The 26499-nt window shown below is 55.4% G+C and carries 24 protein-coding genes, 1 other RNA gene and 1 other annotated feature; of the genes, 5 read left to right on the forward strand and 20 right to left on the reverse strand.

The genetic code is table 11. The annotated features are described in order from the left end of the window. Positions 1-8: 8 nt before the first annotated feature. Genes sufS through sufA form a run of 5 tightly spaced genes read right to left on the reverse strand, consistent with a single transcriptional unit; the run spans position 9 to position 5151 of the window. Positions 9-1232 carry a cysteine desulfurase SufS gene (gene sufS, locus LZU96_RS11530; protein WP_233988186.1) on the reverse strand — a complete coding sequence of 408 codons (1224 nt, stop codon included), beginning with the start codon at positions 1230-1232 and terminating at the stop codon, positions 9-11. Next, positions 1232-2512, reverse strand: coding sequence for a Fe-S cluster assembly protein SufD (gene sufD, locus LZU96_RS11535; RefSeq protein WP_233984472.1), 1281 nt, complete (start codon positions 2510-2512; stop codon positions 1232-1234). The genes sufS and sufD overlap by 1 nt, the downstream gene beginning before the upstream one ends. Further along, entirely contained in the window at positions 2487-3233 is a 747-nt protein-coding gene (gene sufC, locus LZU96_RS11540) for a Fe-S cluster assembly ATPase SufC (RefSeq protein WP_094120315.1), read from the reverse strand. The genes sufD and sufC overlap by 26 nt, the downstream gene beginning before the upstream one ends. Before the next feature lie 42 nt (positions 3234-3275). Beyond that, positions 3276-4769: a Fe-S cluster assembly protein SufB gene (gene sufB, locus LZU96_RS11545; protein ID WP_233984473.1), complete on the reverse strand. Its 1494-nt coding sequence runs from the start codon at positions 4767-4769 to the stop codon at positions 3276-3278. A 7-nt stretch (positions 4770-4776) separates the two neighbouring features. Continuing rightward, entirely contained in the window at positions 4777-5151 is a 375-nt protein-coding gene (gene sufA, locus LZU96_RS11550; protein WP_233984474.1) for a Fe-S cluster assembly scaffold SufA, read from the reverse strand. Positions 5152-5540: 389 nt separating this feature from the next. Here sufA and LZU96_RS11555 point away from each other — a divergent pair, with 389 nt between their 5' ends. Continuing rightward, positions 5541-5945, forward strand: a complete 405-nt coding sequence (locus LZU96_RS11555) for a hypothetical protein (protein ID WP_233984475.1) — start codon at positions 5541-5543, stop codon at positions 5943-5945. A 33-nt stretch (positions 5946-5978) separates the two neighbouring features. Here LZU96_RS11555 and LZU96_RS11560 read toward each other — a convergent pair whose 3' ends face one another. Continuing rightward, positions 5979-9032, reverse strand: coding sequence for an FAD-binding and (Fe-S)-binding domain-containing protein (locus LZU96_RS11560; RefSeq protein ID WP_233984476.1), 3054 nt, complete (start codon positions 9030-9032; stop codon positions 5979-5981). A gap of 207 nt (positions 9033-9239) precedes the next feature. On the opposite strand from LZU96_RS11560, the gene ydiK reads away from it, so the two are divergent. Both ydiK and rprA read left to right on the forward strand, forming a co-directional pair. Next, the gene (gene ydiK, locus LZU96_RS11565) at positions 9240-10349 is read left to right on the forward strand and encodes an AI-2E family transporter YdiK (RefSeq protein WP_233988187.1); all 1110 of its coding nucleotides are present in this window, start codon (positions 9240-9242) and stop codon (positions 10347-10349) included. 264 nt (positions 10350-10613) lie between these two features. Then, an RNA gene (gene rprA / locus LZU96_RS11570) (antisense sRNA RprA) lies at positions 10614-10721 on the forward strand. Between the two features lie 69 nt (positions 10722-10790). Here the strand turns inward: rprA and ppsA are convergent. Continuing rightward, positions 10791-13175 carry a phosphoenolpyruvate synthase gene (gene ppsA, locus LZU96_RS11575; protein WP_233984477.1) on the reverse strand — a complete coding sequence of 795 codons (2385 nt, stop codon included), beginning with the start codon at positions 13173-13175 and terminating at the stop codon, positions 10791-10793. 439 nt (positions 13176-13614) lie between these two features. Here ppsA and LZU96_RS11580 point away from each other — a divergent pair, with 439 nt between their 5' ends. Next, complete coding sequence (locus LZU96_RS11580) at positions 13615-14442, forward strand: pyruvate, water dikinase regulatory protein (protein ID WP_094120311.1); 828 nt, start codon at positions 13615-13617, stop codon at positions 14440-14442. 152 nt (positions 14443-14594) lie between these two features. Further along, positions 14595-15641: a 3-deoxy-7-phosphoheptulonate synthase gene (locus LZU96_RS11585; protein ID WP_233984478.1), complete on the forward strand. Its 1047-nt coding sequence runs from the start codon at positions 14595-14597 to the stop codon at positions 15639-15641. A 1-nt stretch (position 15642) separates the two neighbouring features. Here LZU96_RS11585 and LZU96_RS11590 read toward each other — a convergent pair whose 3' ends face one another. From LZU96_RS11590 to infC, 13 genes are all read right to left on the reverse strand, one after another. Then, the gene (locus tag LZU96_RS11590; protein ID WP_233988188.1) at positions 15643-17079 is read right to left on the reverse strand and encodes a protein adenylyltransferase SelO; all 1437 of its coding nucleotides are present in this window, start codon (positions 17077-17079) and stop codon (positions 15643-15645) included. Positions 17080-17179: 100 nt separating this feature from the next. After that, positions 17180-17926, reverse strand: coding sequence for an EAL domain-containing protein (locus tag LZU96_RS11595; RefSeq protein WP_233984479.1), 747 nt, complete (start codon positions 17924-17926; stop codon positions 17180-17182). Between the two features lie 295 nt (positions 17927-18221). Continuing rightward, a complete protein-coding gene (locus LZU96_RS11600; RefSeq protein WP_233984480.1) occupies positions 18222-18680 on the reverse strand; it encodes a C40 family peptidase in 459 nt (152 codons plus the stop codon). 68 nt (positions 18681-18748) lie between these two features. Further along, positions 18749-19498, reverse strand: a complete 750-nt coding sequence (gene btuD, locus LZU96_RS11605; protein ID WP_233984481.1) for a vitamin B12 ABC transporter ATP-binding protein BtuD — start codon at positions 19496-19498, stop codon at positions 18749-18751. Then, the gene (locus LZU96_RS11610; RefSeq protein ID WP_233984482.1) at positions 19499-20044 is read right to left on the reverse strand and encodes a glutathione peroxidase; all 546 of its coding nucleotides are present in this window, start codon (positions 20042-20044) and stop codon (positions 19499-19501) included. 39 nt (positions 20045-20083) lie between these two features. Next, the gene (gene btuC / locus LZU96_RS11615) at positions 20084-21067 is read right to left on the reverse strand and encodes a vitamin B12 ABC transporter permease BtuC (RefSeq protein ID WP_233984483.1); all 984 of its coding nucleotides are present in this window, start codon (positions 21065-21067) and stop codon (positions 20084-20086) included. A gap of 175 nt (positions 21068-21242) precedes the next feature. After that, positions 21243-21545, reverse strand: coding sequence for an integration host factor subunit alpha (gene ihfA / locus LZU96_RS11620; protein WP_003853259.1), 303 nt, complete (start codon positions 21543-21545; stop codon positions 21243-21245). A 4-nt stretch (positions 21546-21549) separates the two neighbouring features. Then, entirely contained in the window at positions 21550-23937 is a 2388-nt protein-coding gene (gene pheT, locus LZU96_RS11625) for a phenylalanine--tRNA ligase subunit beta (protein WP_233984484.1), read from the reverse strand. Positions 23938-23951: 14 nt separating this feature from the next. Then, positions 23952-24935: a phenylalanine--tRNA ligase subunit alpha gene (gene pheS / locus LZU96_RS11630; RefSeq protein WP_094120303.1), complete on the reverse strand. Its 984-nt coding sequence runs from the start codon at positions 24933-24935 to the stop codon at positions 23952-23954. A 71-nt stretch (positions 24936-25006) separates the two neighbouring features. After that, positions 25007-25132, reverse strand: a sequence feature (Phe leader region). Beyond that, the gene (pheM, locus tag LZU96_RS11635) at positions 25083-25127 is read right to left on the reverse strand and encodes a pheST operon leader peptide PheM (RefSeq protein ID WP_106120997.1); all 45 of its coding nucleotides are present in this window, start codon (positions 25125-25127) and stop codon (positions 25083-25085) included. Its footprint overlaps the feature before it by 45 nt. A 117-nt stretch (positions 25133-25249) precedes the next feature. Continuing rightward, entirely contained in the window at positions 25250-25606 is a 357-nt protein-coding gene (rplT, locus tag LZU96_RS11640; RefSeq protein ID WP_003853267.1) for a 50S ribosomal protein L20, read from the reverse strand. 43 nt (positions 25607-25649) lie between these two features. Further along, positions 25650-25847, reverse strand: coding sequence for a 50S ribosomal protein L35 (gene rpmI / locus LZU96_RS11645; protein ID WP_004157374.1), 198 nt, complete (start codon positions 25845-25847; stop codon positions 25650-25652). A gap of 100 nt (positions 25848-25947) precedes the next feature. After that, complete coding sequence (infC, locus tag LZU96_RS11650) at positions 25948-26499, reverse strand: translation initiation factor IF-3 (protein ID WP_094120302.1); 552 nt, start codon at positions 26497-26499, stop codon at positions 25948-25950.

A 26499-nucleotide genomic window follows, 5' to 3' on the forward strand; every position in this document is an offset into this window, starting at 1 on the left:
AAAACTGTTCAGCCGCCCAGCAGACGATGAATACGAGTCAGTCCGGCCGCCAGACGATCCACTTCCTCTTCACTGTTGTAGAAGGTGAACGAGGCGCGACACATCGCTGGCACGTTGTAGTGGTGCATCAGCGGCATTGCGCAGTGGTGGCCGGTACGGATCGCAATGCCGTACTGATCGAGGAAGCTGCCAACGTCAAAGGCGTGATGCTTGCCCAGATTGAAGGCGATCACCCCAGCACGCGCCTGCGGGCCGTAAATCTGAATATCCGGTACCGAGGCCAGCTTATCGAGCGCGTAATTCATCAGCGCCGTTTCGCGTTGATGAATCGTCTCCAGACCCAGCGCCTGAACGTAGGCCAGCGCGGCACCAAAGCCGATAATCCCGCCGGTGTTTGGCGTCCCGGCTTCGAAACGCCAGGGCGCACTGTTCCAGGTAGTCCCGGTCGGCAGCAGCACGCGGTCGATCATCGATCCACCGCCTTCCCACGGTGGCATCTCATCCAGCAGCGCTTTGCGGCCATAGAGAATACCGACGCCGTTCGGGCCATACAGCTTGTGGCTGGAGAAAACGTAGAAGTCGCAGCCGATATCCTGCACGTCGACTTTGCCATGCATCACCGCCTGCGCGCCATCAATCAGCGTCACGACGCCCGCGGCTTTTGCCTGCGCGACGATCGCCTTCACCGGGTTGACTGTGCCAAGGACGTTAGAGACATGCGTGACCGCCAGCAAACGGGTGCGGCTGTCGATCAGACCTGCCAGTTGCTCCAGCGCCAGCTCGCCATTGTCGTTCAGCGGCAGCACCCGGATTTCAGCACCGGTACGCTGCGCCACCATCTGCCACGGCACGATGTTAGCGTGATGCTCCATCTCGGTGATGATCAGGTTGTCGCCCGGCTGGAGATTCGCGCCGCCCCAGCTGTTGGCCACCAGATTGATGCCTTCAGTGGTGCCTTTGACGAACACGATCTCTTCCTGCGTGGCCGCATTCAGAAAACGCGCCGCCTGGTCGCGCACGTTCTCCATATCGCTGGTCGCCTGCTGGCTGAGCGTATGAATACCGCGATGCACGGCCGCGTAGCCGTGCTGGTAGAAATGACTTTCGGCGTTGATCACCGACAACGGGCGTTGTGCGCTGGCCGCACTGTCAAGATAGGCCAGCGGATGACCGTTGACCTCACGCTTCAGGATCGGAAAATCTTCCCTGATGCGTTCGAGATCGAAGTTCATCATGAGTCGTCTCCAGGAAAGCGCTCAGCGATACGCTGCAGCACTGCCTGACGCAAGACCTCATTCTCCAGTGCTTCGGTCAGTTCCGCAGCAAAGGCGTGAATGATCATGGTCTGGGCAGCGTCCTGCTCAATACCGCGCGAGCGCAGATAGAACATCTGCTCATCATCGATGCGACCGATGGTGGCGCCGTGGCTGCACTTCACGTCATCCGCATAGATTTCCAGCTGCGGCTTGGTGTCCACTTCGGCCAGACGTCCCAGCAACAGGTTGTTGTTGGTCATCTGTCCATCTGTTTTCAGCGCATGCTTAGCCACTTTGATATGACCATTAAACACCGCCCGGCCTTTGTCACGCACGATGGTTTTGTGCATCTGACGGCTGACGCAGTAGCCTTTATTGTGCTCAAGGTAAGTACGGGTATCCGCCACTTCCTGACGCACCGGCAGCACCAGACTGTTCACCGCCAGCTGGGTATTCTCACCGTTTAACTGGGTGCTGGTGTTGTGACGGCTCAGACCCGCGCCCAGCAGGAAGCTGGTGCTGCTGACCTGGGCATCACTGCCGATCACCAGGTCGTTGTGCGCGAAGTGATAGCTCTCGCTGCTTTCAAACGCCAGTTTGGTGTGGGTCAGTTTTGCGTTGTTGCCGACCTCAAAGGTAAAGCGTGCGCCGGTGAAGTGCGCGCTGCCATCCAGCGAGACGTAGTGCTCAACCACTTCCGCTTCCGCGCTCTCATCCAGCTGCAGATGATGACGATGATGAACGGTGTTCATCCCGCTCTGCTGGCCGCTGGTGATGTGCAGCAGATAGAGCGGACGGGCAGCAGCTTTACCGCGAGCCAGATGAAGAGTGGTCACCTCTTCCGCCAGACTCTCGGTCAGGTGCAGGAAGACTTCCGGCTGTACCGCAGCCGGCAGTGGACGACGCTCGGCCGCCACGCTGTGGTGAATCTCAAACAGCTCGCTGTCGCGGGAACTGAACGCAGGCTGGAACTGACCATCGACATAGACCAGACGCACGGCATCCAGTGGCAGCGCCAGCGCATCAACCTGCTCAGCGCTCAGGGTTTGCGGTGCCTCTGGCAGCACAAACTGTTGCGTCAGGAAAGTATCCAGCGAGGTGTATTTCCAGTTCTCATGCTTGCGGGTCGGCAAGCCAACCCGCATCAGTTGCTGCCAGTGCTGCTGTGCCTGAAGTGAACGCACGTCACCGCGCGATTCAAACAGGTGATGCCACTGTTGCAGCGCAGAATCACTCTTCGTCGGTAAGCCAGCCATAACCTTGCTCCTCCAGCTGTTTCACCAGCGAGAAGTCGCCAGATTTCACGATTTTGCCCTGATAAAGAACGTGTACGAAGTCTGGCTTGATGTAGTCCAGAATACGCTGATAGTGGGTAACGATGATAAAGGCACGCTTCTCATCGCGCAGGCTGTTAACGCCGTTCGCCACAATTTTCAGCGCATCAATATCCAGCCCGGAATCGGTTTCATCCAGGATGCAGAGTTCCGGCTCCAGCGCCGCCATCTGCAGAATGTCGTTACGCTTCTTCTCGCCACCGGAGAAGCCAACGTTCACTGAACGGGTCAGTAGATCCTCTGGCATCTTCAGCAGATGAATTTTTTCTTCGATAAAGTCCTGGAAATCGAAGCGATCCAGCTCCTCCTGCTGACGGTATTTACGCACCGCGTTAACCGAAGTTTGCAGGAAAAACTGGTTGCTCACGCCAGGGATTTCAACCGGATACTGGAAAGCCATAAAGATACCTTCACCGGCACGCTCTTCCGGTGCCAGCTCCAGCAGGTCTTTACCTTTAAAGGTGACAGAACCACCGGTCACTTCATAATCTTCGCGTCCGGCCAGCGTGGCAGAGAGCGTACTTTTGCCTGAGCCGTTCGGGCCCATAATGGCGTGAACTTCACCCGGTTTAATTTCGAGGTTCAGACCACGCAGAATGGCTTTATCTTCAACACTTACCTGTAAATCTTTAATGCTTAACATACTTATTCCTTCACATTGCTTCCGGCAACGCGTGTGACGGCATCAGCCCACACTGTGCTCAAGGCTGATGGCTAACAATTTCTGGGCTTCCACGGCAAATTCCAGTGGCAGCTCCGAAAACACGTCTTTACAGAAGCCGTTCACGATCATCGAGATGGCATCTTCTTCACTGATACCGCGCTGCAGACAGTAGAACATCTGATCTTCGCCGATACGTGAGGTAGTGGCTTCGTGCTCAAGCTGGGCCGTATTGTTGCGGGTTTCCACATACGGGAAGGTATGTGCGCCGCAGTCCGGGCCAATCAGCATTGAGTCACACTGGGTAAAGTTACGCGCGTTAGTGGCGGTCGGCATGATTTTCACCAGGCCGCGATAGGTGTTTTCACTTTTACCGGCCGAAATCCCTTTGGAGATAATGGTCGATTTGGTGTTTTTACCGATGTGAATCATTTTGGTGCCGGTGTCCGCCTGCTGGCGGCCGCTGGTCAGCGCGACCGAGTAAAATTCGCCAACCGAGTAATCACCGCGCAGAATGCAGCTCGGGTATTTCCAGGTGATGGCTGAACCGGTTTCTGACTGCGTCCAGGACATCTTGCTGTGGTCGCCTTCACACAGCGCACGCTTGGTCACGAAGTTGAGGATACCGCCCTCGCCTTCACCGCCCGGGAACCAGTTCTGCACCGTCGAGTACTTCACTTCGGCATTTTTATGGATGATCACTTCCACCACCGCCGCATGCAGCTGGTAGCTGTCACGTACCGGTGCTGAACATCCTTCGATGTAGCTAACGTAACTGTCTTCATCAGCAATCAGGATGGTGCGTTCGAACTGACCGGTTTTCGCTGCGTTGATGCGGAAATAGGTCGACAGCTCCATCGGGCAGCGCACGCCTTTCGGGATATAAACAAAGGTCCCGTCTGAGGCAACGGCCGAGTTCAGCGCGGCAAAGAAGTTATCGTTGGCCGGTACCACCGTGCCAAGATACTGCTTCACCAGCTCCGGATGATCCTGAATCGCTTCGCCGAAGGAACAGAAGATAATGCCCTGCTCCGCCAGTTTGCCGCGATAGGTGGTCGCCACCGATACCGAGTCAAAAATCGCGTCAACCGCCACTTCGCGCCCTTCACGTACCGGTACGCCCAGCTGGTTAAAGGCATTTTCCACTTCCTGCGTCAGATAATCGCTGGCCGGCGCGCTGCCTGATGCCTGGGTTGCTCCCGGCTCAGAGGCGCAGCTGTCATCGCAATTACCGCACGACGGTGCGGAATAGTAGCTGTAATCCTGGTAATCGAGTTTCTCGTAATGCGCTTTCAGCCAGTGCGGCTCTTCCATTTCAAGCCAGGCACGGAAAGCTTTAAGACGAAACTCCAGCATCCACTCTGGCTCGTTACGCTTGGCCGAAATTGCGCGCACCACATCTTCATTGATGCCGTTGGCAAATTCTTCGGTCTGCAGTTGGGTAAAGAAGCCCTCTTTATAATTGAGCTTGCCTTCCCAGATTTGTACATCGTCAGATGTTTCGCTGTGTCGTGACATATTTCACTTACTCGACGCCAAAGCTCTCGCCACACCCGCAGGCGTGCTGAGCTTTAGGGTTATTGAATTTAAAAATCTGATTCAGGCCTTCGCGAACGTAATCCACTTCGGTGCCATCAACAAATGGCATCGCCTGAAGCGGCACAAACAGGGTTGCGCCGTGGAACGAGAACTGCAGATCGTCATCGACTGGCTCTTTCACCAGATCCATGACGTAACCAAAACCGGCGCAGCCGGATTGTTTCACGCCTAAGCGCAGACCCTTGACATCAGGGTCCTGAGCCGCCAGATTGAGAATTTGTTGCGCTGCGGTTTCAGTCAGCGTCAGCCCTTTCCAGACATAGTCGTCGGGTGAGAAAGAGTCTGCATTAACGGATGCCATGTTGATACCTCTTGAGTCCGGACCTTTTCAGGCTATCCCCCTATGGTAGTGATCTGACCAATCACTTCAACCTCTTGTTTTGCAGGGATAATCATCTTGTGCTGTTTTATTCGCCTGTTTATTAAGCATAGACCCTTCAACTCACTTTGCGGTGAGACAGAACACAGGAAGAGTCCCGATATAACCTATTAATAAATCACTCTTTTTAAAATCATCACTTTTCGTAAAAGTCGTTATTGATAGGTTACGCCTTTCTGCGATGTAAACAGATTGTTATTTCCGATTATACCGACAGGCCAGATAAATCGTTAAATTTTTCTGCCGCAACAATTGCATTCCCGGCCCAGTTGAATATGATAATTATTATCATTCACGTTCAGGGTGGCGTTATGACGCTTTCAGTCTCTGCCTGGCTGCAGCATAAGATCGACGAGTACAAATTTTCGGTGCGCGATATCACCGTCGACTTCTACCTGGCGCAGGCCAGACTTGACCGGGCCGACTGTTCCCTTCAGCAATTACGTCAGTTTAATGATACCTGTCTGGATATGGCAGAAGTCTGCCAGCTGAACGGAGATGACCAGAGCTACCTGCATGCGATGGGCAAACTGCATCACCGCCTGGTGCAGGAGATGGGCAATAGCGAACGCGACCGCCTGTTTCGCATTCAGGCCTATCAGCTGGCGCGCCTGTCCCTGACCCGTCTCTGCCATCAGCTGGCGATGATCGGTGAATGGGACAAAGCCACCGCGCTGCAAAGCGAATTTGTGCGTCACGCGGGCTGGATATTCTAATCCAGCCGCATCGTGACGTCGCGCACAATTTTTTTACATAAGTTCTAACAATGCCTGCAGTGGATGTCGCATCCCGTTCCCTTCCACGCGTTTTACCTGGCTGCGGCAGGAGTAGCCGGTGGCCAGGCAGCGCTGGCGCGGCAGGCGCTGCAGTTGCGGATGCCAGGAGAGCGCGTAGATCCCCAGTGAGTTTTCGAAGTTTTTAGTTTCGTGGCCGTAGGTCCCTGCCATTCCACAGCAACCGACGTTGATGTTCTCCAGCTTGGCGCCAAAACGGGAAAAAATCTCCTGCCACTGATTGGGCGCGGACGGCAACGCTGTCACTTCGGTACAGTGTCCAAACAGATACCATGACTCTCCGCTGGTGGTCTGTACCGCGCGTTCAGCCAGCGCCTGTTGTAGCCACTCATGCACCAGCAAGACGCTGAACTCACCGCGCGCCTCACCCAGCGTCTGATGATACTCATCGCGATAGCAGAGCACCGTGGCGGGATCGACGCCAACCATCGGCATTCCCAGCTTTGCCACCCGATTGAGGAAGTCAGCGGTACGGCTGGCGGTGCGGGCGAAACGTTGCAGGAAACCTTTCACATGCTGCGCTTTGCCATTCGGCGAAAACGGCAGCAGAACCGGTCGGTAGCCCAGCTTCTCAATCAGGCGGATAAAGTCATTCACCAGCTGCGCTTCATAGAAGCTGGTAAACGGGTCCTGCACCACCAGCACCGTGTCAGCGCGTTCAGCCAGCGGGAGCTGCTCCAGCTGTTCCAGCGTCATATTCATCGCCGGATGGCCGCTTAGCTGCTGTTTCAGCGTCGGTGAGGAGAGCAGCGGCAGATCGACCATGCCAATCTGCTTTTTGCTCAGCTCTTTCAGCCACGGCTGGCGCAGAAAGAAGTTAAAGGTTTTGGGCGCTTTCGCCATCAGCGGCGCGTAGCTTTCAACGGCCGCCACCAGATGATCGCTGACCGGCCGCAGATAACGGGTGTGGTAGAGCTGTAAGAAGCGCGAGCGGAATCCGGGAACGTCAATTTTGATTGGACACTGGGTTGAGCAGGCTTTACAGGCCAGACAGCCCGACATCGCCTCTTTAACCTCATGCGAAAAATCGTATTCGCCTTTACTGGCATGCCAGCTGTTGCGGGTACGGGCGATCAGCGCCCGCAGCGACAGTCGGTTCTCCGGCAGTTGCTGCTCCAGAACCAGCGGATCGACGCCCTGATTTGCCAGCAGTCGCAGCCATTCACGGGTCAGCGTCGCGCGCCCTTTCGGTGAATGAATACGGTTACGGGTGATCTTCATCGACGGACACATCGGGCTACGGGCATCAAAGTTAAAGCACAGACCGTTGCCGTTACACTCCATCGCACCGCGCCATTCATCGCGCACCGTGACCGGAATCTGGCGGTCAAACGTGCCACGCTTCTCCGCATCGACCTGCATCATCTCGTCATGGCTGTCAAACGGGGTGCAGATTTTGCCGGGGTTGAGGCGGTTAAGCGGATCGAATGCCGCTTTAATCCGACGCAATTCATTGAACAGGGTTTCGCCAAAAAATGCCGGGCTGTACTGCGCGCGGAATCCTTTCCCGTGCTCGCCCCAGAGTAAGCCGCCATAGCGCGCCGTCAGCGCCACCACTTCATCGGAGATCTGTTTCATCATCATCTCCTGCTGCGGATCGCACATATCCAGCGCCGGACGAACATGCAGTACGCCCGCATCGACATGCCCGAACATGCCATAACTCAGCCCGTGGCTGTCGAGCAAGGCGCGAAATTCAACAATGTAATCAGCCAGGCTCTCTGGCGGCACGGCAGTATCTTCTACAAACGGGATGGGCTTGGCGCGACCTTTGGCATTACCCAGCAGCCCGACCGCTTTTTTGCGCATATTATAAATGCGCTCAATGCCCTGCAGATCGTCACAGAACTGATAACCGATAACGCCGCCCTGCTGTTGCGCCATCAGCGCATCCAGACGCGCGCACAGCTGGCTGATCTGGCTGTCGATTAATGCGGCATTGTCACCGGCAAATTCGACAATATTCAGCCCCAGCATCTCTTTATCCGGCACGTCGGTAATCAGCTCCCGCACCGAATGCCAGACGATATCTTCCCGCGCCAGATTCAGCACTTTCGAGTCGACGGTTTCGACCGACAGCGCCTGCGCTTCAACCATAAAAGGCGCATTGCGCAGGGCCGAATCGAACGAATCATATTTGATGTTAACCAGCCGGCGTACTTTCGGCAGCGGCGTGATGTCCAGCCGGGCTTCGGTGATAAAAGCCAGCGTTCCTTCGGCACCGCACAGCAGGCGCGTTAAATCGAAGGTTTGCATATCGTCGCTAAAGACGTGCCGCAGGTCATAGCCGGTCAGGAAACGGTTGAGACGCGGGAATTTTTCCAGAATCAGCGCGCGCTGTTCACGGCAGCGACTCAGCACCTGCTGATAGATCCGGCCTTCCGGCGTGGCCGTGCGGGCCAGCGTTTCGGCCAGTGCTGTCGCCATTGGCCGGGTATCCAGGATATCGCCGCCCAGCAGAACGGCGCGCAGTCCAATGACATGATCGGAGGTTTTACCATAGACCAGCGACCCCTGGCCGGAGGCATCGGTATTAATCATGCCGCCCAGCGTGGCGCGATTACTGGTCGACAGCTCAGGCGAGAAGAAGAAGCCAAACGGTTTAAGATAAGCATTCAACTGATCTTTGATAACGCCCGCTTCTACCCGCACCCAGCCTTCGTCAGTGTTAATCTCCAGGATGCGGTTCATGTAGCGCGACATATCCACCACAATACCCTGGTTCAGCGACTGGCCGTTGGTGCCGGTGCCACCACCGCGCGGCGTGAACACCAGGCTCTCAAAGCGTGACTCGCCGGCCAGCCGGGCAATCAGCGCAACATCGGCGGTTGAGCGTGGAAACAGTGCCGCATCGGGCAGCAGCTGATAGATGCTGTTGTCGGTGGAGAGTGAGAGGCGATCGGCATAGCTGGTGGCGGTATCGCCGGTAAAACCCTGCTCTTTCAGCGACTCGAGGAATGTCAGCACCAGTTGAACCAGGCCCGGCGCCTGCGAAATCTGTGGGATCATGATTGTCTGACCGAAGATGTTGTAAACGTTTGCGTTTGCGCGTTTGCGGTCCCTCGTTTTATCACATTTTTTCCACGGCTGCCGTTTTTTCAGGAAAGGTAAAAACCTTTCCCCGCGGCTCTGTTTAATCCGCGGTAAATAGATCATGATAAAAACGGGCGCAGAGAGCCCGGCAATGAAGGATTTGGATGAGGTTATGAATCAATGATGAAAAGCCTGTATCGGGACATGGATTTACCGCAGATACTTTTTACCCTGATGTTTATTCTGTTACTGATCATCGCCTGTTTATGGGTGGTACAGCCCTTTATTCTGGGGTTTGCCTGGGCCAGCATGGTGGTGATCGCTACCTGGCCACTGATGCTCAGGATACAGCGGCTGTTATGGGGACGTCGTTCACTGGCGGTGATCGCCATGACCCTGCTGCTGTTACTGCTGTTTATTATCCCTATTGCTCTGCTGGTCAGTAGCCTGATCGATAACAGCGCACCGGTAGTCGCCTGGGTAACGCAGGGGCACCTGGTGCCTCAGTTGTTATGGATTAATGATGTGCCGATGGTAGGCCGTAAACTTTACAGCAGTTATCACAAACTGGTGGAAGGCGGCGGCTCCGGCATCATGGCGAAAGTACAGCCCTATATTGGCCGCACTACCGGTTTCTTTGTGGCGCAGGCCGGCCATTTTGGTCGCTTTATGATTCACCTGGCGGTGATGCTGCTGTTCAGCGTGCTGCTCTACTGGCGTGGCGAACAGGCCGCGCAGGGCATCCGCCACTTTGCGTTCCGCATGGCCGGACGTCGTGGCGATGCTGCGGTACTGCTGGCGGCGCAGTCGATCCGCGCCGTGGCGCTGGGAGTGGTTGTCACCGCGCTGGTACAGGGCGTGCTGGGCGGTATTGGCCTGGCGATCTCCGGTATCCCCTATGCCACGCTGTTAACGGTGCTGATGATCCTCTGCTGCCTGGTGCAGATTGGTCCGCTGCTGGTGCTGGTACCTGCCATTATCTATCTCTACTGGAGCGGCGATACTACCTGGGGCACCGTCCTGCTGGTCTGGAGTTGCGTCGTCGGCACGCTGGATAACGTGCTGCGACCGATGCTGATTCGGATGGGGGCTGACCTGCCGATGATCCTCATCCTCTCCGGTGTCATCGGCGGCCTGTTCGCGTTTGGTATGATTGGCCTGTTTATCGGTCCGGTAGTGCTGGCGGTCTCTTATCGCCTAGTTTCCGTCTGGGTACATGAAGCGCCCGCCCCGGACGACGACCCGCTGGCCGTGGCGGAGGCCCTCTCCGACCATGAAGAAACCCCACCTTAACGCCCTTTAAGCAATGATTAGTGCGGTTAATGATCATTAACCGCACCGCTTCTTCTTCTTCACCTTAATACTGTTTTCCATTAGCGGTTTTTAAGAAAAAAGCCATGTTTAGCCAGAAATGCACCATTCCGGGTTAAAAAAGATTATTTTCTGCACTGTTTCTTAAGTGAAATGCGCCATAAAAGGTGACAAAAGATTATCGGCCTTAAACTAATAAGAGGATTCTTAAAGACGCCAGCCGGTCTGGTGAATAACATGTTTCCTATGTTCGAAATCATCTTACTGATTTCTAAACAACAGTCTTCCCCTGAGTAGAGTAAAGAATTGCTGTGTGTAGTCTTTGCCCATCCCCTGTGATGGGCTTTTTTTTGCCCGCAATACAGCCACCTGATAAAAAAAAGGCCAGCTAAGCTGGCCTTGTCACTGCAATCGGGAGGATTGTCAGGCGGATTTATTGAGCTGTGCCAGGCTGACCCAGGTCTCAACCACGGTGTCCGGGTTGAGCGACAGGCTGTCTATCCCTTCTTCCATCAGCCAGGCGGCAAAGTCCTGGTGATCCGACGGACCCTGACCGCAAATCCCGACATACTTGCCCTGCTTTTTCGCCGCTTTGATCGCCATTGAAAGCAACGCCTTGACCGCGTCGTTACGCTCATCAAACAGCGCGGAAACCACGCCAGAGTCGCGGTCCAGCCCCAGCGTCAGCTGCGTCATATCGTTGGAGCCAATCGAGAAGCCGTCAAAGTGCTGCAGGAACTGCTCAGCCAGCAGGGCATTCGACGGGATCTCACACATCATGATCACCTTCAGCCCATTCTCGCCGCGCTTCAGTCCCTGACGCGCCAGCTCTTCCACCACCGCCTGCGCCTGATCGACGGTACGCACGAACGGAACCATGATCTCGACATTGGTCAGTCCCATCTCGTTGCGGACCCGCTTCACCGCTTCACACTCCAGCGCGAAGCAATCACGGAAGCTGTCAGCAACATAACGGCCGGCACCGCGGAAGCCGAGCATCGGATTTTCCTCTTCCGGCTCGTAACGTTCGCCCCCGACCAGATTGGCGTATTCGTTAGTTTTAAAATCGGAAAGTCGCACAATTACCCGTTTCGGCGCAAAAGCGGCACCAAGAGTGGCAATCCCTTCAGTCAGACGACCGATATAAAATTCTACCGGATCGTCGAATCCTTTCATCAGCTTGCGAATCTGCTGCTGTATTTCCGGCGTCTGCTGATCAAACTCCAGCAGGGCTTTAGGGTGAACGCCAATCATGCGGTTGATGATAAATTCCAGCCGCGCCAGGCCAACGCCCTCATTCGGCAGACAGGCGAAGTCAAAAGCCCGGTCAGGGTTGCCGACGTTCATCATAATTTTCAGCGGCAGCTCTGGCAGGGAATCGACCTGCGAACTGGTGACGTCAAAGTCCAGCAGCTGATCGTAGACATAGCCGGTATCCCCTTCGGCGCAGGAGACCGTCACCTTATGACCTTCTTTCAGCCGATCGGTGGCATCTCCGCAGCCGACCACCGCCGGGATACCCAGTTCACGCGCAATGATCGCGGCATGACAGGTACGACCGCCACGGTTGGTCACGATTGCCGAGGCTTTTTTCATGATCGGTTCCCAGTCCGGGTCGGTCATGTCCGTGACCAGCACATCGCCTTTTTCAATCCGGTTCATTTCGCTGATGTCGTGGATGACTTTCACTTCACCCGCGCCAATACGATGACCAATGGCACGACCTTCAACCACCACGCTGCCCTGACCCTGCAGCGTATAGCGCTCCATCACCTGACCATTTGAGCGCACCGTTTCAGGCCGCGCCTGAACGATAAATAACTTGCCGGTATGACCATCTTTGGCCCATTCAATGTCCATCGGACGCTGATAGTGTTGTTCGATCAGCACCGCCTGCTGCGCCAGCGCCTGCACTTCGTCATCCGAGAGACAGAAGCGATCGCGCTCAGTTTCGGGCACATCTTCTATCCGGACCTGTTCGCCATGCGCCAGGGAATCGGCGTAAACCATACGCACTTTTTTCGACCCCATGTTGCGACGAACAATCGCCGGGCGGCCCGCCGCCAGCGTCGGTTTATGGACATAAAACTCATCCGGGTTGACCGCGCCCTGCACCACCATCTCACCCAGGCCCAGCGCCGCGGTGATGAAGACTACCTGGTCGAAGCCGGATTCGGTATCGATAGTAAACATCACGCCGGATGCAGCCAGATCGGAACGCACCATACGCTGAATGCCCGCTGACAGTGCGACGCCACGGTGATCATAGCCCTGATGGACACGGTAGGAGATTGCGCGATCGTTAAACAGTGAGGCATAAACATGCTTCACCGCCACCATCACTGCCTCAATGCCCTGCACGTTCAGGAACGTTTCCTGCTGGCCGGCAAATGAGGCATCGGGCATATCTTCGGCGGTCGCCGATGAACGTACGGCAAAAGAGGCATCAGCATCATCAGAAGAGAGTTGCTGGTAGGCCTCCAGGATCGCCGCTTCCAGTTCCGGCAAAAACGGCGTTTCGACTATCCACTGACGAATCTGCTTACCGGCTTTTGCCAGCGCATCAACATCATCAATATCGGTGCTATCCAGTAATGCATAAATGCGCTGGTTCAGTCCGCTTTGATCGAGAAACAGGTTGAAGGCGTAAGATGTGGTCGCAAAACCATTGGGTACCGATACTCCCAGCGACGACAGATTGGTAATCATTTCACCCAGAGAAGCATTTTTGCCTCCCACCCGATCAACATCATGCATGCCAAGCTGGTTATACCAGAGCACTAGCGGCTGTTCGCCTTTATTGGACATTGAGCTTATCCTTTATCAATGAATGGGCACATGGAATATTCTGCAATCAACCCATTCAGCCTGGCATAACGTCCTGCTAATAACGATCTGTTGAATCGTTAAAGCAGAATATCGGTAACAGATTCGGAATTGTGCATGGCGTAATTTTCTGTTGCGCAAGCCGCTTATTTTAAGCTAAATGACTGATGCAACAGTAAATCACCCATTTTCAGTCACTTAATAATCGATTTTTGTTGCGCAACAGGCTGAATGGCTGTTTTTATTGCCGCTTAAAGTCATCACGAAAATATGCGAAATGAAACACCCTTTCATTTTCTCTGCTGTGCTAAAACAGGGCGGTAATACTAAAAATGAAAAATTCATAACTGAATAATATGGATTATTTATTTTATCTTGCGGCACCGACTGACCGCTCACTCTTTTCAGAGGCCGACACGTCATGAGTACTGACAGAAGCGTTTTTTATATTTCCGATGGCACGGCCATCACCGCCGAAGTGCTGGGCCATGCGGTGCTGTCCCAGTTTCCGGTCAACATCACCAGCCTGACGCTGCCGTTCGTTGAAAACGTTCAGCGGGCGCAGGCGGTCAAAGCGCAGATTAATGCGCTCTATCAGCAGAGCGGCGTACGACCGCTGGTGTTCTTCTCTATTGTCACGCCGGAAGTGCGCGACATCATCGTGCAGAGTGAAGGTTTTTGTCAGGATATCGTGCAGGCGCTGGTGGCACCGTTACAGCAGGAACTGGGGCTGTCGCCAGCGCCGGTGGCGCACCGCACGCACGGTCTGGATGCCAGTAATCTCGGTAAATATGATGCGCGTATCGCCGCTATTGACTATACCCTGGCGCACGATGATGGCATTTCACTGCGCGGTCTGGAAGATGCGCAGGTGATTTTGCTGGGGGTATCGCGCTGTGGCAAAACGCCCACCAGCCTCTACCTGGCGATGCAGTTTGGTATCCGCGCCGCCAACTACCCGTTCATCGCCGATGATATGGATAACCTTAAACTGCCGCCGGCGCTGCGCGCCCATCAGCACAAACTGTTCGGGCTAACCATCGATCCGGAGCGGCTGGCCGCGATTCGCCAGGAGCGGGCGGAAAATACCCGTTACGCCTCAATGCGCCAGTGCCGGCTGGAAGTGGGTGAAGTGGAAGCGCTGTTCCGCACCCATCAGATTCGCTATCTCAACAGCACCAACTACTCGGTGGAGGAGATCGCCACCAAAATTCTCGACATTATGGGTCTGACCCGCCGCATGTATTAACGCGCTTTCTACGGCGGCGATGTAAAGCGTCGCTGCCGTCGGTTTTGATTTCATTATTAATTCCCGGGTTGAATTCGCAGGCTAATGGTTTATTGTGACCACCATCACTTCCCGGTATTTCACCGTTGCGAAGAATCGTTTTCGAGAAACTCATGAACAAAACCGACGAACTGCGTACCGCCCGCATTGGCAGTCTGATTACGCCTGCCAGCCTGGCGGCTGAGCATCCTGTTTCTGCCGCCATCGCGGATAATGTTACCGCCGCCCGCCAGCGCATCGCCCGTATCCTGACCGGTGAAGATCCGCGTCTGCTGGTGATTATCGGCCCCTGCTCGCTGCACGATCCGAAAGCGGCGCTGGAGTATGCGGAGCGCCTGAACGCGCTGCGCGTGCGTTATCAGGATCGACTGGAGATCGTGATGCGCGCCTACTTCGAGAAGCCTCGCACCGTGGTGGGCTGGAAGGGCCTGATCTCCGATCCCGACCTGGACGGCAGTTATGATGTCAACCGGGGTATCGGTATTGCCCGCCAGTTGCTGATTGATATCAACGCCCTGGGCTTGCCGACCGCAACAGAATTCCTTGATATGGTGATCGGACAGTTTATTGCTGACCTGATTAGCTGGGGCGCGATTGGCGCACGCACCACTGAAAGTCAGATTCACCGTGAAATGGCGTCGGCACTCTCCTGCCCGGTCGGCTTCAAAAACGGCACTGACGGCAACGTGCAAATTGCGGTGGATGCGATTCGCGCTGCCCGCGCCAGCCACATGTTTCTGTCGCCGGATAAGCAGGGCCAGATGACGATTTATCAGACCAGCGGCAACCCGCATGGTCATGTGATCCTGCGCGGTGGCAAAGCGCCAAACTATCATGCCAGCGATGTGGCAGATGCGGCGGCCAGCCTGACGAAGTTTAATTTACCGCAACAGCTGGTGATCGACTTCAGCCACGGCAACTGCCTGAAGCAGCATCGCCGCCAGCTTGATGTGGCGGCGGATGTGGCGCAGCAGATTGAGACAGGATCGCGGGCCGTGGCTGGCGTAATGGTTGAGAGCTTCCTGCAGGAAGGCAATCAGAAAGTGGTGGGCGGTCAACCGCTGGTTTACGGTCAGTCAATCACCGATCCCTGCCTCGGCTGGCAGGAGAGTGAAGCGGTGCTTGCCCTGCTCGCCGACGCGGTCTCCCGCCGTTTCTGAGTTAACTGGAGCAGCTGACCTCTAAAGTTTTACCCCAGTCTGGCGGCCGCTGACGATATTCAGCGGCGGTCAGATCGCTGAAAGGCTGCTGCAGCGCCTGGTGCAATCGCGCCAGCGCGCCCTGCTCTCCCCGCTCTGCCTCTTCAATCGCCTGCTGTGCCAGATAATTTCGCAGCACCACTGCCGGATTCGACGACTTCATCAGCGTCTGGCGCGTATCATCGCGACTCTCCTCCTGCAATAAGCGCGCACGATAACGCTGGTACCAGCTATCAAAGGCTTCACGATCGATAAACTCATCGCGCAGCGGTGAACGGGTTTCTGCCTGCTGGGTCTCACTTAACAGCCTGAAAGTCAGCGTGTAGTCGCTGTGCTCTTTGGTCATCAGCGCCAGCAGTTCAGTCAGAATCTCATTGTCGCCGCTCTCTGCCGTTTGCAAGCCGAGCTTAGCCCGCATCCGTTCGCCCCATATCCGCATCAGTTCCGGCTCGTAAACGCTCAGCGCCTGCTTCAGTTGTTCGATGGTCATCAGTCCGGACAGCGCATGTGCCAGCCGGTTGAGATTCCACAGGCCGATCATCGGCTGGTTTTCGAAGCTGTAGCGGCCCTGATAATCGCTGTGATTACAGATGTAGTCGGGCTGGTAATCATCAAGAAAGCCGAACGGACCGTAATCGAGCGTCAGACCCAGAATCGACATGTTATCGGTGTTCATGACGCCATGAGCAAAACCGATACTTTGCCACTGCGCGATCAGGCGCGCGGTGCGCAGGACCACGTCGGTAAACCACAGCTGATAGCGGTCAGCCTCTTCCTGCCACTGCGGCCAGTGGTGGCGAATGGCGTAATCGGCCAGCTGCTGCACTTTCTCCTGCTGCTGGCTGTAGAAGAAATGCTCGAAGTGGCCGAAGCGCAGATGGCTCGGCGAAATGCGCATCAGCATGGCACCACGCTCCGGCGTTTCCCGATAAACCGGCTCATCGCCAATGGATAAGGTCAGTGCGCGGGTGGTGGGGATCCCCAGGTGATGCAGCGCTTCTGAGGCCAGAAACTCACGCACGCTGGAGCGTATCACTGCACGACCGTCGCCCATGCGCGAATAGGGCGTCAGTCCCGCCCCTTTCAGATGCCAGTCGAGTTTGCTGCCATCCGCCAGCCGCTGCTCACCGAGCAGGATGCCACGGCCATCGCCCAGCTGTCCGGCCCAGACTCCAAACTGGTGTCCGCTGTAGACCTGAGCCAGCGGCTGCATGCCGGGCAACAAGGCCGCGCCCTGCCAGACATCATGACCGTCACCGGTAAACAGCGCCTCATCCAGCCCCATTTCGGTGGCCAGCGGGGCATTATGGTAAAGCAGGCGTCCGCCTGCCAGCGGAGTGGGGTTCAGTGCGGTGTAACACCCTGTCAGCTCGCGGAACCAGGTGTTATCAAAAGAGATCTTGCCAGAGGACATTGTTTCTCCCATGCGACGCTCAGCGATACGTCGTTCAGCTAAAACCTTCAGTGTAACGCTGATATCGGGGATTAAACAGGTCGCATCAGCCTGGATGCAAAGAGGAAGGCACGCGGTTGTCAGCGCAAACCAGCGAAGACAACGCATCGGATTTAACCACCGGGAATAGCGCGCCCTGCAGATGCACGCCGTTAAGTTGCAGGGCTTTATCCAGCAGGCGATCGTCGTCTATGCCACAAATAATGATCTGATCGCAGTGAGAACGGAAGTTATCGACAATGCTTTGAATAAAGGGGACGAACGAAGCCCGTTTGGCCAGCGAATGAATAAATCCCTTATCAAGACTGATGCAGGTAAACAAATTATCGTAAACCGCATTGGCAGGTGATTTCCCGGCACCAAAATGCGAAAGCGATAAATTAAATTCAGCGTTCAGGCTCTGCAGCAACGGATTATTTCTGCCCAGTTTAAGTTGCGGAAACGTTTCAGTGATATCCAGCAGCACAAAGGGCAGCTGTTTTATTTTCCGCATCAGTAATTCATTTTCCAGCAGGGTGTGGGCCATCCCTTCGTCAATACGAATTAATGCAGAAATCGCGTGCGAATCAAATAGCGCGCGATTCTGTTCCAGTAAACCGATCTGACTTTGTAACAGCCGCAACTGCTGCGATTTGTCCAGCTGTGGCAGCAGCAGGTCCTGCGGCAGAGTGATAGGTGCACTCTCATGCACAAACTGGGTTACCAGCTCGACAGCGGTCAGCCGCCCATCAACATCACAGGCAGGATAGAACCAAATTTCCGACTGATAGTCGGCCGATAAGTGAATTTTCATTTCTACTGCCAGAATAAGCGGCGATGGTTATATCCTATCTGAATGGATACACGCAGGCAATAGGACCAAATCATTGAAGAGATGGACTTCTTTACCCTTCCACCGCCGTTTGCGGCCGGGTAATCACGCTTAAGCCAAATAGTGCCAATCAAAACCCGGTTATTAGTGGAAATAAAGGTGCGCTTATTATGATTAATTAAATCCCGGCGGGATAAATATCATTTTAAATAAAACTTTTACCGGCGGGTTCCGGTCTATTTAAAATTGGACTTAAGTCAGCCTCTGCAGGCTGCGATTAAATGCGCCGCGCCTGCCAGAACACTTTGCGCCAGTAGACATTATCCAGTGAAGAGCGGATCACGCCCTGGCTGGTTGAGGCATGGATAAAGGCGTTGTCGGTATCGTAAATTCCGACGTGCAGGCCATTCTCGCCTCTGCCGGTTTTAAAGAACACTAAATCGCCAGGCAGCAGTTCATCTTTACTGATGCGCGTACCGATATCGCTCTGCGCCGCCGTGGTACGGGGCAGTTGCAGCGCGAATTTGTCGCGGAAGGTGAGATAGACAAAACCGGAGCAATCAACGCCGTTGCGGCTCATACCGCCATAACGATAAGGCGTGCCTCGCCAGTTGCCAAGCTGGTCATTCAGCTCTGCAATCACGGTGATCGAATCGGAAAGACGGCCATTAATGGGCGGCGCGTGATGACTGCATCCCGTCAGTAGCAGAACTAAAATCAGCAAAGCCAGGCGCATCGCCAAATGTCCTTATCAGAAGTTACGACCGGCTTAATGTAGCGGGAAAGCGCGCCGGGTGGCAAGTGTCAGGACTGTACCATCAGCAGTGTGCGCCCTTCTGTTTCCAGCTGGCGAAACGCAATCTGATACAGCGGGGTCAGCTGCGCCGGAGTCAGCACGGCCGCGGGCGTTCCCTGGGCGACAACTTCGCCCTGATGCATCAGCCAGACGCAATCGGCCCGTTGCAGGCTGTGATTGAGATCGTGGCTGCTGGCGATCACGCTGATGCCCGCAGCACACAGCCCGGCAATCAGATCGTCCACCGCTTTCTGCTGCGCCAGATCCAGTGCCGTTAACGGTTCATCGAGTATCAGTAACCGGCCTTGCGGGTTGATCTGCGGATCGATCTGAGCACAGACCGCCGCCAGCCGGACGCGCTGCCACTCGCCACCTGACAGCTGGCTCAGCAGACGGGATAACTTATCATCGAGCTGCAGACGCTGGAGCAGCGTTGCCAGTCGCGCATCGGCGCGGGCATCATCCGGTTGCAGATGCAGGCGTAAATAGTGCCAGACCGGCATCTGACTGAGCGGTAACTGCTGCTGCGGCAGCCAGCCACGCACCCGTGCCAGCGCCTTGCCGTTCCATTCACTTAACGGACGCTCATCCAGCAGCACGCTGCCGTCAGCGGCTTGCAGACCCGCAATCACACTCAGTAAGGTGCTCTTGCCGGCCCCGTTCGGACCCGCCAGATGCAGTAACTGCCCGGCATCCAGCGTACTGCTAAACGGCAGTAGCCGTCCGGAGACGGCCACCTGTTTCAGCCGGAGCAGCATTTACTTTGCCAGTGCCTGCTTGATGGTTTCCAGAATGATCGGATCTTCTGGTGTCATATCGGGCGCAAAGCGCTGAATGATAGTGCCATCACGGCCAATCAGGAATTTTTCAAAGTTCCACAGGATATCGCCTGGCGCTTTCGGGCCGCGCCCCTTGCTCACCTGCCGCTCGTAGAAGCCGCTGCCTTCCGGACGCACCGCGTCGGGCCGTGCCGCCACCAGTTGCGCATAGAGCGGATGACGATGCTCGCCATTGACGTCTGTCTTCTCAAACATCGGGAACGTCACGCCATAAGTGGTGCTGCAGAACGTTTTGATCTCCTCGCTGCTGCCCGGCTCCTGCTCAAGAAACTGATTGCAGGGAAAGCCCAGCACGCTGAAACCGTCGTCCTGCCAGGCTTTTTGCAGATTTTCCAGCTCCTCATACTGCGGTGTCAGACCGCATTTCGACGCCACATTGACCACCAGCAGCACCTTGCCCTGCCACTGTGACAGCGTGGTTTTTTCCCCATCAAGCGTAACCAGTTCAGTTTGATAAATGCTCATTCTGGATTCCTATCGTGGATGTTAAATAACCAGCCGAGGCTAGCGTGAAGATTTCAACAGTAGCGCAATAAACAGCGGCGCCCCGAGGGTCGCGGTCACCACGCCGATCGGTAATTCTGCAGCGGTCAGCGCCAGACGGGCGATAATATCGGCACCCAGCAGCACACTGCCACCGGCCAGCGCAGATGCCGGTAGCAGATAGCGGTGATCGCTGATGCCGCTCAGGCGCAGCAGGTGCGGGATCACCAGCCCGACAAAGCCGATGGCTCCCGCCATCGCCACACTGACGCCCACCAGCCAGCCCATCGCCAGCACCAGCAGATTGCGCCAGTAGAACAGCGACAGGCCGAGCTGCCGCGCCGAGGTCTCGCCCAATGCCAGCAGATTCAGTATCCGGCCGCTGCCGTTCAGCGCCAGCATCACCGGCAATATGCCCAGCATCATCCAGCCGTAGCGCCAGTCAATCCCGCTGAATCCGCCCATCATCCAGTACATCAGCTGACGTAAGTCCAGACTGGTACTGAAGTAGACGGCCCAGGTCATGATGGCGCTGCAGATGATGCCCAGCGCAACGCCGGTCAGCAGCAGCCGGGTCACAGAAAGCTGGCGATGGGCGAAGTGCAGCAGAATCAGGGTAACGATCAGCGCGCCAGCCATCGCGGCGAGGCTCAGGCTCCACAGCGATCCGCTGCCGAGCAGGACCCCGAGTACCAGCCCGATCCCGGCGCCATTCGAGACGCCAAGCAGTCCCGGCTCTGCCAGTGGATTAGTAAACAGCGCCTGCATTACCACGCCGCACACCGCCAGCGAGGCGCCAACCAATACCACCGCCAGGCTGCGCGGCAGCCGCAACTGCCAGACAAACAGCCGGCCGCTGTCACTCAGCCAGCGCGAAGGCGCAATCCAGCTGTCGCCGGCGCACAGGCTGACAACAAGCAGCGCAAGCAGCGCAATACTCAGTCCCACCAGCCATTTCTGGCTGCGGCGGTCGGCCTGGTGAGCAAGCTGGTCTAGCAGAGACATAAGCAGGATTAGCTGAGAAAACAGAGATTTGATTGTAGAGGGATTGCAGAAAAAAGAAAGGCTGGCAGTGAAGCCGTCAGGCTGAGCGGTAAATCGTGTGGCGATAGCGGCGGGCGGTGGTGAAAACGGGGTAATAAAAAAAGGCCGCTTGCGCGGCCTTTTTGAAACGCTGAAATCAGTCAGTTTCTTTGGGTGTGGCGTTCTCTACGCGGCTTTTCAGCTTCTGCCCTGGGCGGAAGGTTACTACGCGACGCGCAGTAATCGGAATATCTTCCCCCGTTTTCGGGTTTCTGCCAGGACGCTGGTTTTTGTCGCGCAGGTCGAAATTACCAAACCCAGACAGTTTTACCTGTTCTCCATTTTCCAAAGCGCGGCGTACCTCTTCAAAAAACAGCTCTACCAACTCTTTCGCATCGCGTTTGCTCAGCCCGAGTTTCTCAAACAGGTACTCTGACATTTCAGCTTTTGTAAGCGCCATAGGTTCAATCCCTCAAGGTTGCCTGGAATCGCTCTTTTAATGCCGCAACGCATTTGCCAACGGTCGCGGCAATCTCCTCTTCTTCGAGTGTCCGGCTGGTATCCTGCAAAATCAGGCTGATTGCGAGGCTCTTGTAACCCTCAGAAACGCCCTTACCGCGGTACACGTCAAACAAGTTTACGCCAACTACCTGATTTACGCCAACTTTCTTACACTCCGCGATGATATCTGCTGCAGGGACGTTTTCAGCCACCACAACGGCAATGTCACGACGGTTCGCCGGGAAGCGTGAAATCTCGCGCGCATCAGGCAGGACGCGGTCTGCGACCTTATTCCAAAGCAGTTCAAAGACTAAGGTGCGGCCATTGAGATCAAGCTTACGTTCCAGCTCAGGATGAACAACTCCGATAAATCCGATTCGTTCATCATGCAAATAAATCGCAGCGCTCTGTCCTGGGTGCAACGCCGGATTGGCTTCAGCACGGAAGCTGATGTCATCCAGTTTGCCGGTTAAATCGAGCAGCGATTCTAAATCGCCTTTTAAATCATAGAAGTCAACCGTCTGGCGCGCCAGATCCCAGTGCTCTTCCGCGCGGTTGCCGCTCAGTACGCCAGCCAGCATAAGATCCTGACGGATGCCGAGATCGGCCTGAGTATCTGGCACAAAGCGTAATCCGCTCTCAAACAGACGCACCCGGCTCTGCTGACGGTTCTGGTTATAGACCACCGCGCTGAGTAAACCGGTCCACAGAGAGAGACGCATGGTCGACATATCGCTGGAGATCGGGCTTGGCAGCAGCAGCGCCTCTTCACCCGGATGCAGCAGCTGTTGGATTTTCGGGTCAACGAAGCTGTAGGTGATCGCTTCCTGATAGCCTTTGTCGACCAGCAGAGTTTTGGCACGCTTCAGCGACAGGTTCGCTTCGCGGTGCTTCGTCATCACCAGGCCAGCCTGAACCGGCACGTCCGGAATGTTGTTGTAGCCGTAGATACGGGCGACTTCTTCAACCAGATCTTCTTCAATCGCCATATCAAAACGCCAGCTCGGCGCAACCGCCTGCCACTGGCCTTCAGCCACGCTGACCTGACAACCGAGACGGGTCAGAATATCGGTCACCTGCTCATCCGGGATGACGTGACCAATCAGACGGTCCAGCTTCTCACGACGCAGAGTGATGGTAGCCTGCGGCGGTAACGCAGCCTGCTGAGTCTGATCGATGATCGGGCCCGCTTCGCCACCACAAATCTCTAACAGCAGCGCAGTCGCACGCTCCAGAGCCATATGTTGCAGTGCCGGGTCTACGCCACGCTCATAGCGATGTGACGCATCGGTATGCAGGCCATGACGACGCGCACGGCCGGTAATCGAGAGCGGATCAAAAAAGGCGCACTCAAACAGGATATTTTGCGTTTCGCTGTTCACACCGGAATGCTCGCCGCCAAAAATACCGGCCATCGCCAGCGCTTTATGGTGATCGGCGATCACTAAGGTATCGCTCTGCAGCGTGGCTTCGGTGCCGTCCAGCAGCGTCAGGGTTTCGCCCTCTTTCGCCATCCGCACCACGATCCCGCCATCAATGCGGTCGAGATCAAAGGCATGCATCGGCTGACCCAGCTCCAGCAGCACATAGTTAGTGATATCGACGATCGGGTCGATAGAGCGAATACCACAGCGGCGCAGCTTCTCTTTCATCCACAGCGGAGTAGCCGCCGTGACGTTGACGCCTTTCACGACGCGGCCCAGATAGCGCGGGCAGGCATCGGTCGCATCGACGCGAATCGGGAAGGTTTCGCTCAGGGTGGCCGCGACCGGTGTGATCTCAGGCATATTGAGCGGCAGGCCATTCAGTACCGCCACATCACGCGCAATACCGATGATGCCCAGACAGTCGGCGCGGTTCGGCGTGACGCTGATTTCGATGGTGTTGTCATTCAGCTGCAGATAGTCGCGGATGTCAGACCCGATCGGCGCGTCCGCTGGCAGTTCGATAATGCCGTTGTGGTCGTCGGAAATGCCCAGCTCGGAGAAGGAGCAGAGCATCCCTTCGGACGGTTCGCCACGCAGTTTTGCCGCTTTGATTTTGAAATCACCCGGCAGCACGGCACCCACCGTTGCTACGGCGACTTTCAGGCCCTGGCGGCAGTTTGGCGCGCCACAGACGATATCCAGCAGGCGATCGCCGCCAACGTTGATTTTGGTGACGCGCAGTTTGTCGGCGTTCGGGTGCTGGCCGCACTCAACCACTTCACCCACTACCACGCCGTGAAACGCACCCGCGACCGGGTCAACGCCATCCACTTCCAGACCGGCCATGGTGATTTGCTCAGACAGCGCCGCGCTGTCCAGGGCTGGATTTACCCATTCGCGTAACCAGAGTTCACTGAATTTCATTGGATAACCTGCCCTTACTTAAATTGTTTGAGGAAACGTAAATCGTTTTCGAAGAATGCACGCAGATCGGTGACGCCATAGCGCAGCATGGTCAGACGCTCCATACCCATGCCAAAGGCGAAGCCGGAGTAAACTTCCGGATCGATACCCACATTGCGCAGTACGTTTGGATGCACCATGCCGCAGCCCAGCACTTCCAGCCATTTGCCGTTTTTGCCCATCACATCCACTTCCGCTGAAGGCTCGGTGAACGGGAAATAGGAGGGACGGAAACGAATCTGCAAATCTTCTTCGAAGAAGTTGTTCAGGAAATCGTGCAGCGTGCCTTTGAGATTGGTGAAGCTGATATTTTTGTCGACAATCAGCCCTTCCATCTGATGAAACATCGGCGTGTGGGTCTGATCGTAATCGTTACGGTAGACACGGCCTGGCGCGATGATGCGAATCGGCGGCTGCTGATTTTTCATGGTGCGGATCTGCACGCCGGACGTCTGGGTACGCAGCAGTCGCGTGGCGTCGAACCAGAAGGTATCGTGATCGGCACGCGCCGGGTGATGTCCGGGAATATTCAGTGCATCAAAGTTATGGTAGTCATCTTCGATTTCCGGGCCTGTCACCACCGCGAAACCCAATTCGCCGAAAAAGGTTTCGATACGATCGATAGTGCGGGTCACCGGATGCAGTCCGCCATTCTCAATCCGGCGGCCAGGCAGTGAAACATCAATGGTTTCGGCGGCCAGACGCGCGTTCAGTACCGCAGACTCCAGCGCATCTTTACGGGCATTCAGACGTTCAGTGACCTGCTGTTTCGCTTCGTTGATCACCGCACCGGCTGCCGGACGCTCGTCGGCTGGCAGCTCACGTAAGGTGGTCATCTGCAGGGTCAGATGGCCTTTCTTACCCAGATATTCGACGCGCACCGCGTCAAGGGCGGCGATATCTGTCGCCCCGTCGATGGCCGCCGTGGCGTTGGCCACCAGTTCTGCGAGTTGGGACATAGTTTCCTCTTTTTCCAGTCAGGCTGGTCAGTTCTCGTTGGGACCTGCCGGTCCAATATGCTAGCGCCAGAAACAAAAAAGCCTCCACGAGGGAGGCTTTCAGCGCGATTTTTCGTTTCTCTTCTTATGCGCAAAAGCCCCCGAATGTCAGGCGCTAAAGTAAAAAAAGAAACGGAAAATAGCAGCATTCATGCTTGCGGTTACCTTGTCATGAACCATGAGGGCACTATTGAAATGCGTTGCGATGAAAATGTCAATCTTTTGCGCGAGTTACAGGCAATAAAAAAGGGAGCAAGCTCCCTTTTTCATCCGGCTTACGCCAGTGCTGATTTCGCTTTTTCGACCAGTGCAGAGAATGCCACTTTGTCGAATACGGCGATGTCAGCCAGGATCTTACGGTCGATCTCAATGGCTGCTTTTTTCAGACCATTGATGAAACGGCTGTAAGACATGCCGTTCTGACGTGCCGCTGCGTTGATACGCGCGATCCACAGCTGACGGAACTGACGCTTACGTTGACGACGGTCACGGTAAGCATACTGACCAGCTTTGATAACAGCCTGGAAGGCAACGCGGTAAACACGTGAACGTGCACCGTAATAGCCTTTAGCTTGTTTTAAGATTTTTTTGTGACGTGCGCGAGCAACTACACCACGTTTTACACGAGCCATTTAGCTCTCCTGTTTAATATTCTGAATTAATGAAAAAATTTACTTATGCGTATGGCAGGCAGGCAATAACCAGACCCAGATCGCCTTTAGACACCATGCCTTTAGGGCGCAGGTGACGTTTACGCTTAGTAGATTTTTTGGTCAGAATATGACGCAGGTTTGCGTGCTTACGCTTGAAGCCGCCAGAAGCGGTCTTCTTGAAGCGCTTAGCCGCGCCACGTACAGTTTTAATCTTTGGCATTTTAAAAAATATCCACTTCGCATTGTTGATAACATGACCCAGACAGGCGAACAGAAAACCGCACAGCGCGAACGCTGCGCGGTCAATGCTACTTGAAAGCCTACTGTTTCTTCTTAGGAGCGAGCACCATGATCATCTGGCGGCCTTCGATCTTCGAAGGGAAGGATTCGACAATGGCCAAATCCAGATCTTCACACAGGTCTTTACGGACGCGGTTAAGCACTTCCATACCGATCTGCTGGTGCGCCATCTCACGACCGCGGAAACGCAGCGTGATTTTGGCTTTATCGCCTTCTTCCAGAAAGCGAATCAGGTTGCGTAGTTTGACCTGATAGTCGCCATCATCGGTTCCAGGACGGAATTTAATTTCCTTAACCTGAATAACTTTTTGCTTCTTCTTCTGTTCCTTAGAAGATTTGCTTTTTTCATAGAGGAACTTGCCGTAATCCATTATGCGGCAAACCGGCGGTTCGGCATTCGGGCTGATCTCAACCAGATCAGCACCCGATTCCTCGGCTTTTTCCAAAGCTTCGCGTAATGTGACAATGCCAATCGGCTCGCCATCCATGCCTGTTAAGCGCACTTCAGTCGCGCGGATTTCACTGTTGATTTTGTTCGGTCGCGTCGGTAGTACTCGTTTTCCGCCTTTAAT

This window comes from Pantoea agglomerans, assembly GCF_021397715.1.
GTDB lineage: Bacteria > Pseudomonadota > Gammaproteobacteria > Enterobacterales > Enterobacteriaceae > Pantoea > Pantoea astica.

Coding starts and splice junctions, on each gene's coding strand:
- sufS (WP_233988186.1), bottom strand. CDS start 1,232: ATGAACTTCGATCTCGAACGCATCAGGGAAGATTTTCCGATCCTGAAG.
- sufD (WP_233984472.1), bottom strand. CDS start 2,512: ATGGCTGGCTTACCGACGAAGAGTGATTCTGCGCTGCAACAGTGGCAT.
- sufC (WP_094120315.1), bottom strand. CDS start 3,233: ATGTTAAGCATTAAAGATTTACAGGTAAGTGTTGAAGATAAAGCCATT.
- sufB (WP_233984473.1), bottom strand. CDS start 4,769: ATGTCACGACACAGCGAAACATCTGACGATGTACAAATCTGGGAAGGC.
- sufA (WP_233984474.1), bottom strand. CDS start 5,151: ATGGCATCCGTTAATGCAGACTCTTTCTCACCCGACGACTATGTCTGG.
- LZU96_RS11555 (WP_233984475.1), top strand. CDS start 5,541: ATGACGCTTTCAGTCTCTGCCTGGCTGCAGCATAAGATCGACGAGTAC.
- LZU96_RS11560 (WP_233984476.1), bottom strand. CDS start 9,032: ATGATCCCACAGATTTCGCAGGCGCCGGGCCTGGTTCAACTGGTGCTG.
- ydiK (WP_233988187.1), top strand. CDS start 9,240: ATGAAAAGCCTGTATCGGGACATGGATTTACCGCAGATACTTTTTACC.
- ppsA (WP_233984477.1), bottom strand. CDS start 13,175: ATGTCCAATAAAGGCGAACAGCCGCTAGTGCTCTGGTATAACCAGCTT.
- LZU96_RS11580 (WP_094120311.1), top strand. CDS start 13,615: ATGAGTACTGACAGAAGCGTTTTTTATATTTCCGATGGCACGGCCATC.
- LZU96_RS11585 (WP_233984478.1), top strand. CDS start 14,595: ATGAACAAAACCGACGAACTGCGTACCGCCCGCATTGGCAGTCTGATT.
- LZU96_RS11595 (WP_233984479.1), bottom strand. CDS start 17,926: ATGAAAATTCACTTATCGGCCGACTATCAGTCGGAAATTTGGTTCTAT.
- LZU96_RS11600 (WP_233984480.1), bottom strand. CDS start 18,680: ATGCGCCTGGCTTTGCTGATTTTAGTTCTGCTACTGACGGGATGCAGT.
- btuD (WP_233984481.1), bottom strand. CDS start 19,498: ATGCTGCTCCGGCTGAAACAGGTGGCCGTCTCCGGACGGCTACTGCCG.
- LZU96_RS11610 (WP_233984482.1), bottom strand. CDS start 20,044: ATGAGCATTTATCAAACTGAACTGGTTACGCTTGATGGGGAAAAAACC.
- btuC (WP_233984483.1), bottom strand. CDS start 21,067: ATGTCTCTGCTAGACCAGCTTGCTCACCAGGCCGACCGCCGCAGCCAG.
- ihfA (WP_003853259.1), bottom strand. CDS start 21,545: ATGGCGCTTACAAAAGCTGAAATGTCAGAGTACCTGTTTGAGAAACTC.
- pheT (WP_233984484.1), bottom strand. CDS start 23,937: ATGAAATTCAGTGAACTCTGGTTACGCGAATGGGTAAATCCAGCCCTG.
- pheS (WP_094120303.1), bottom strand. CDS start 24,935: ATGTCCCAACTCGCAGAACTGGTGGCCAACGCCACGGCGGCCATCGAC.
- rplT (WP_003853267.1), bottom strand. CDS start 25,606: ATGGCTCGTGTAAAACGTGGTGTAGTTGCTCGCGCACGTCACAAAAAA.
- rpmI (WP_004157374.1), bottom strand. CDS start 25,847: ATGCCAAAGATTAAAACTGTACGTGGCGCGGCTAAGCGCTTCAAGAAG.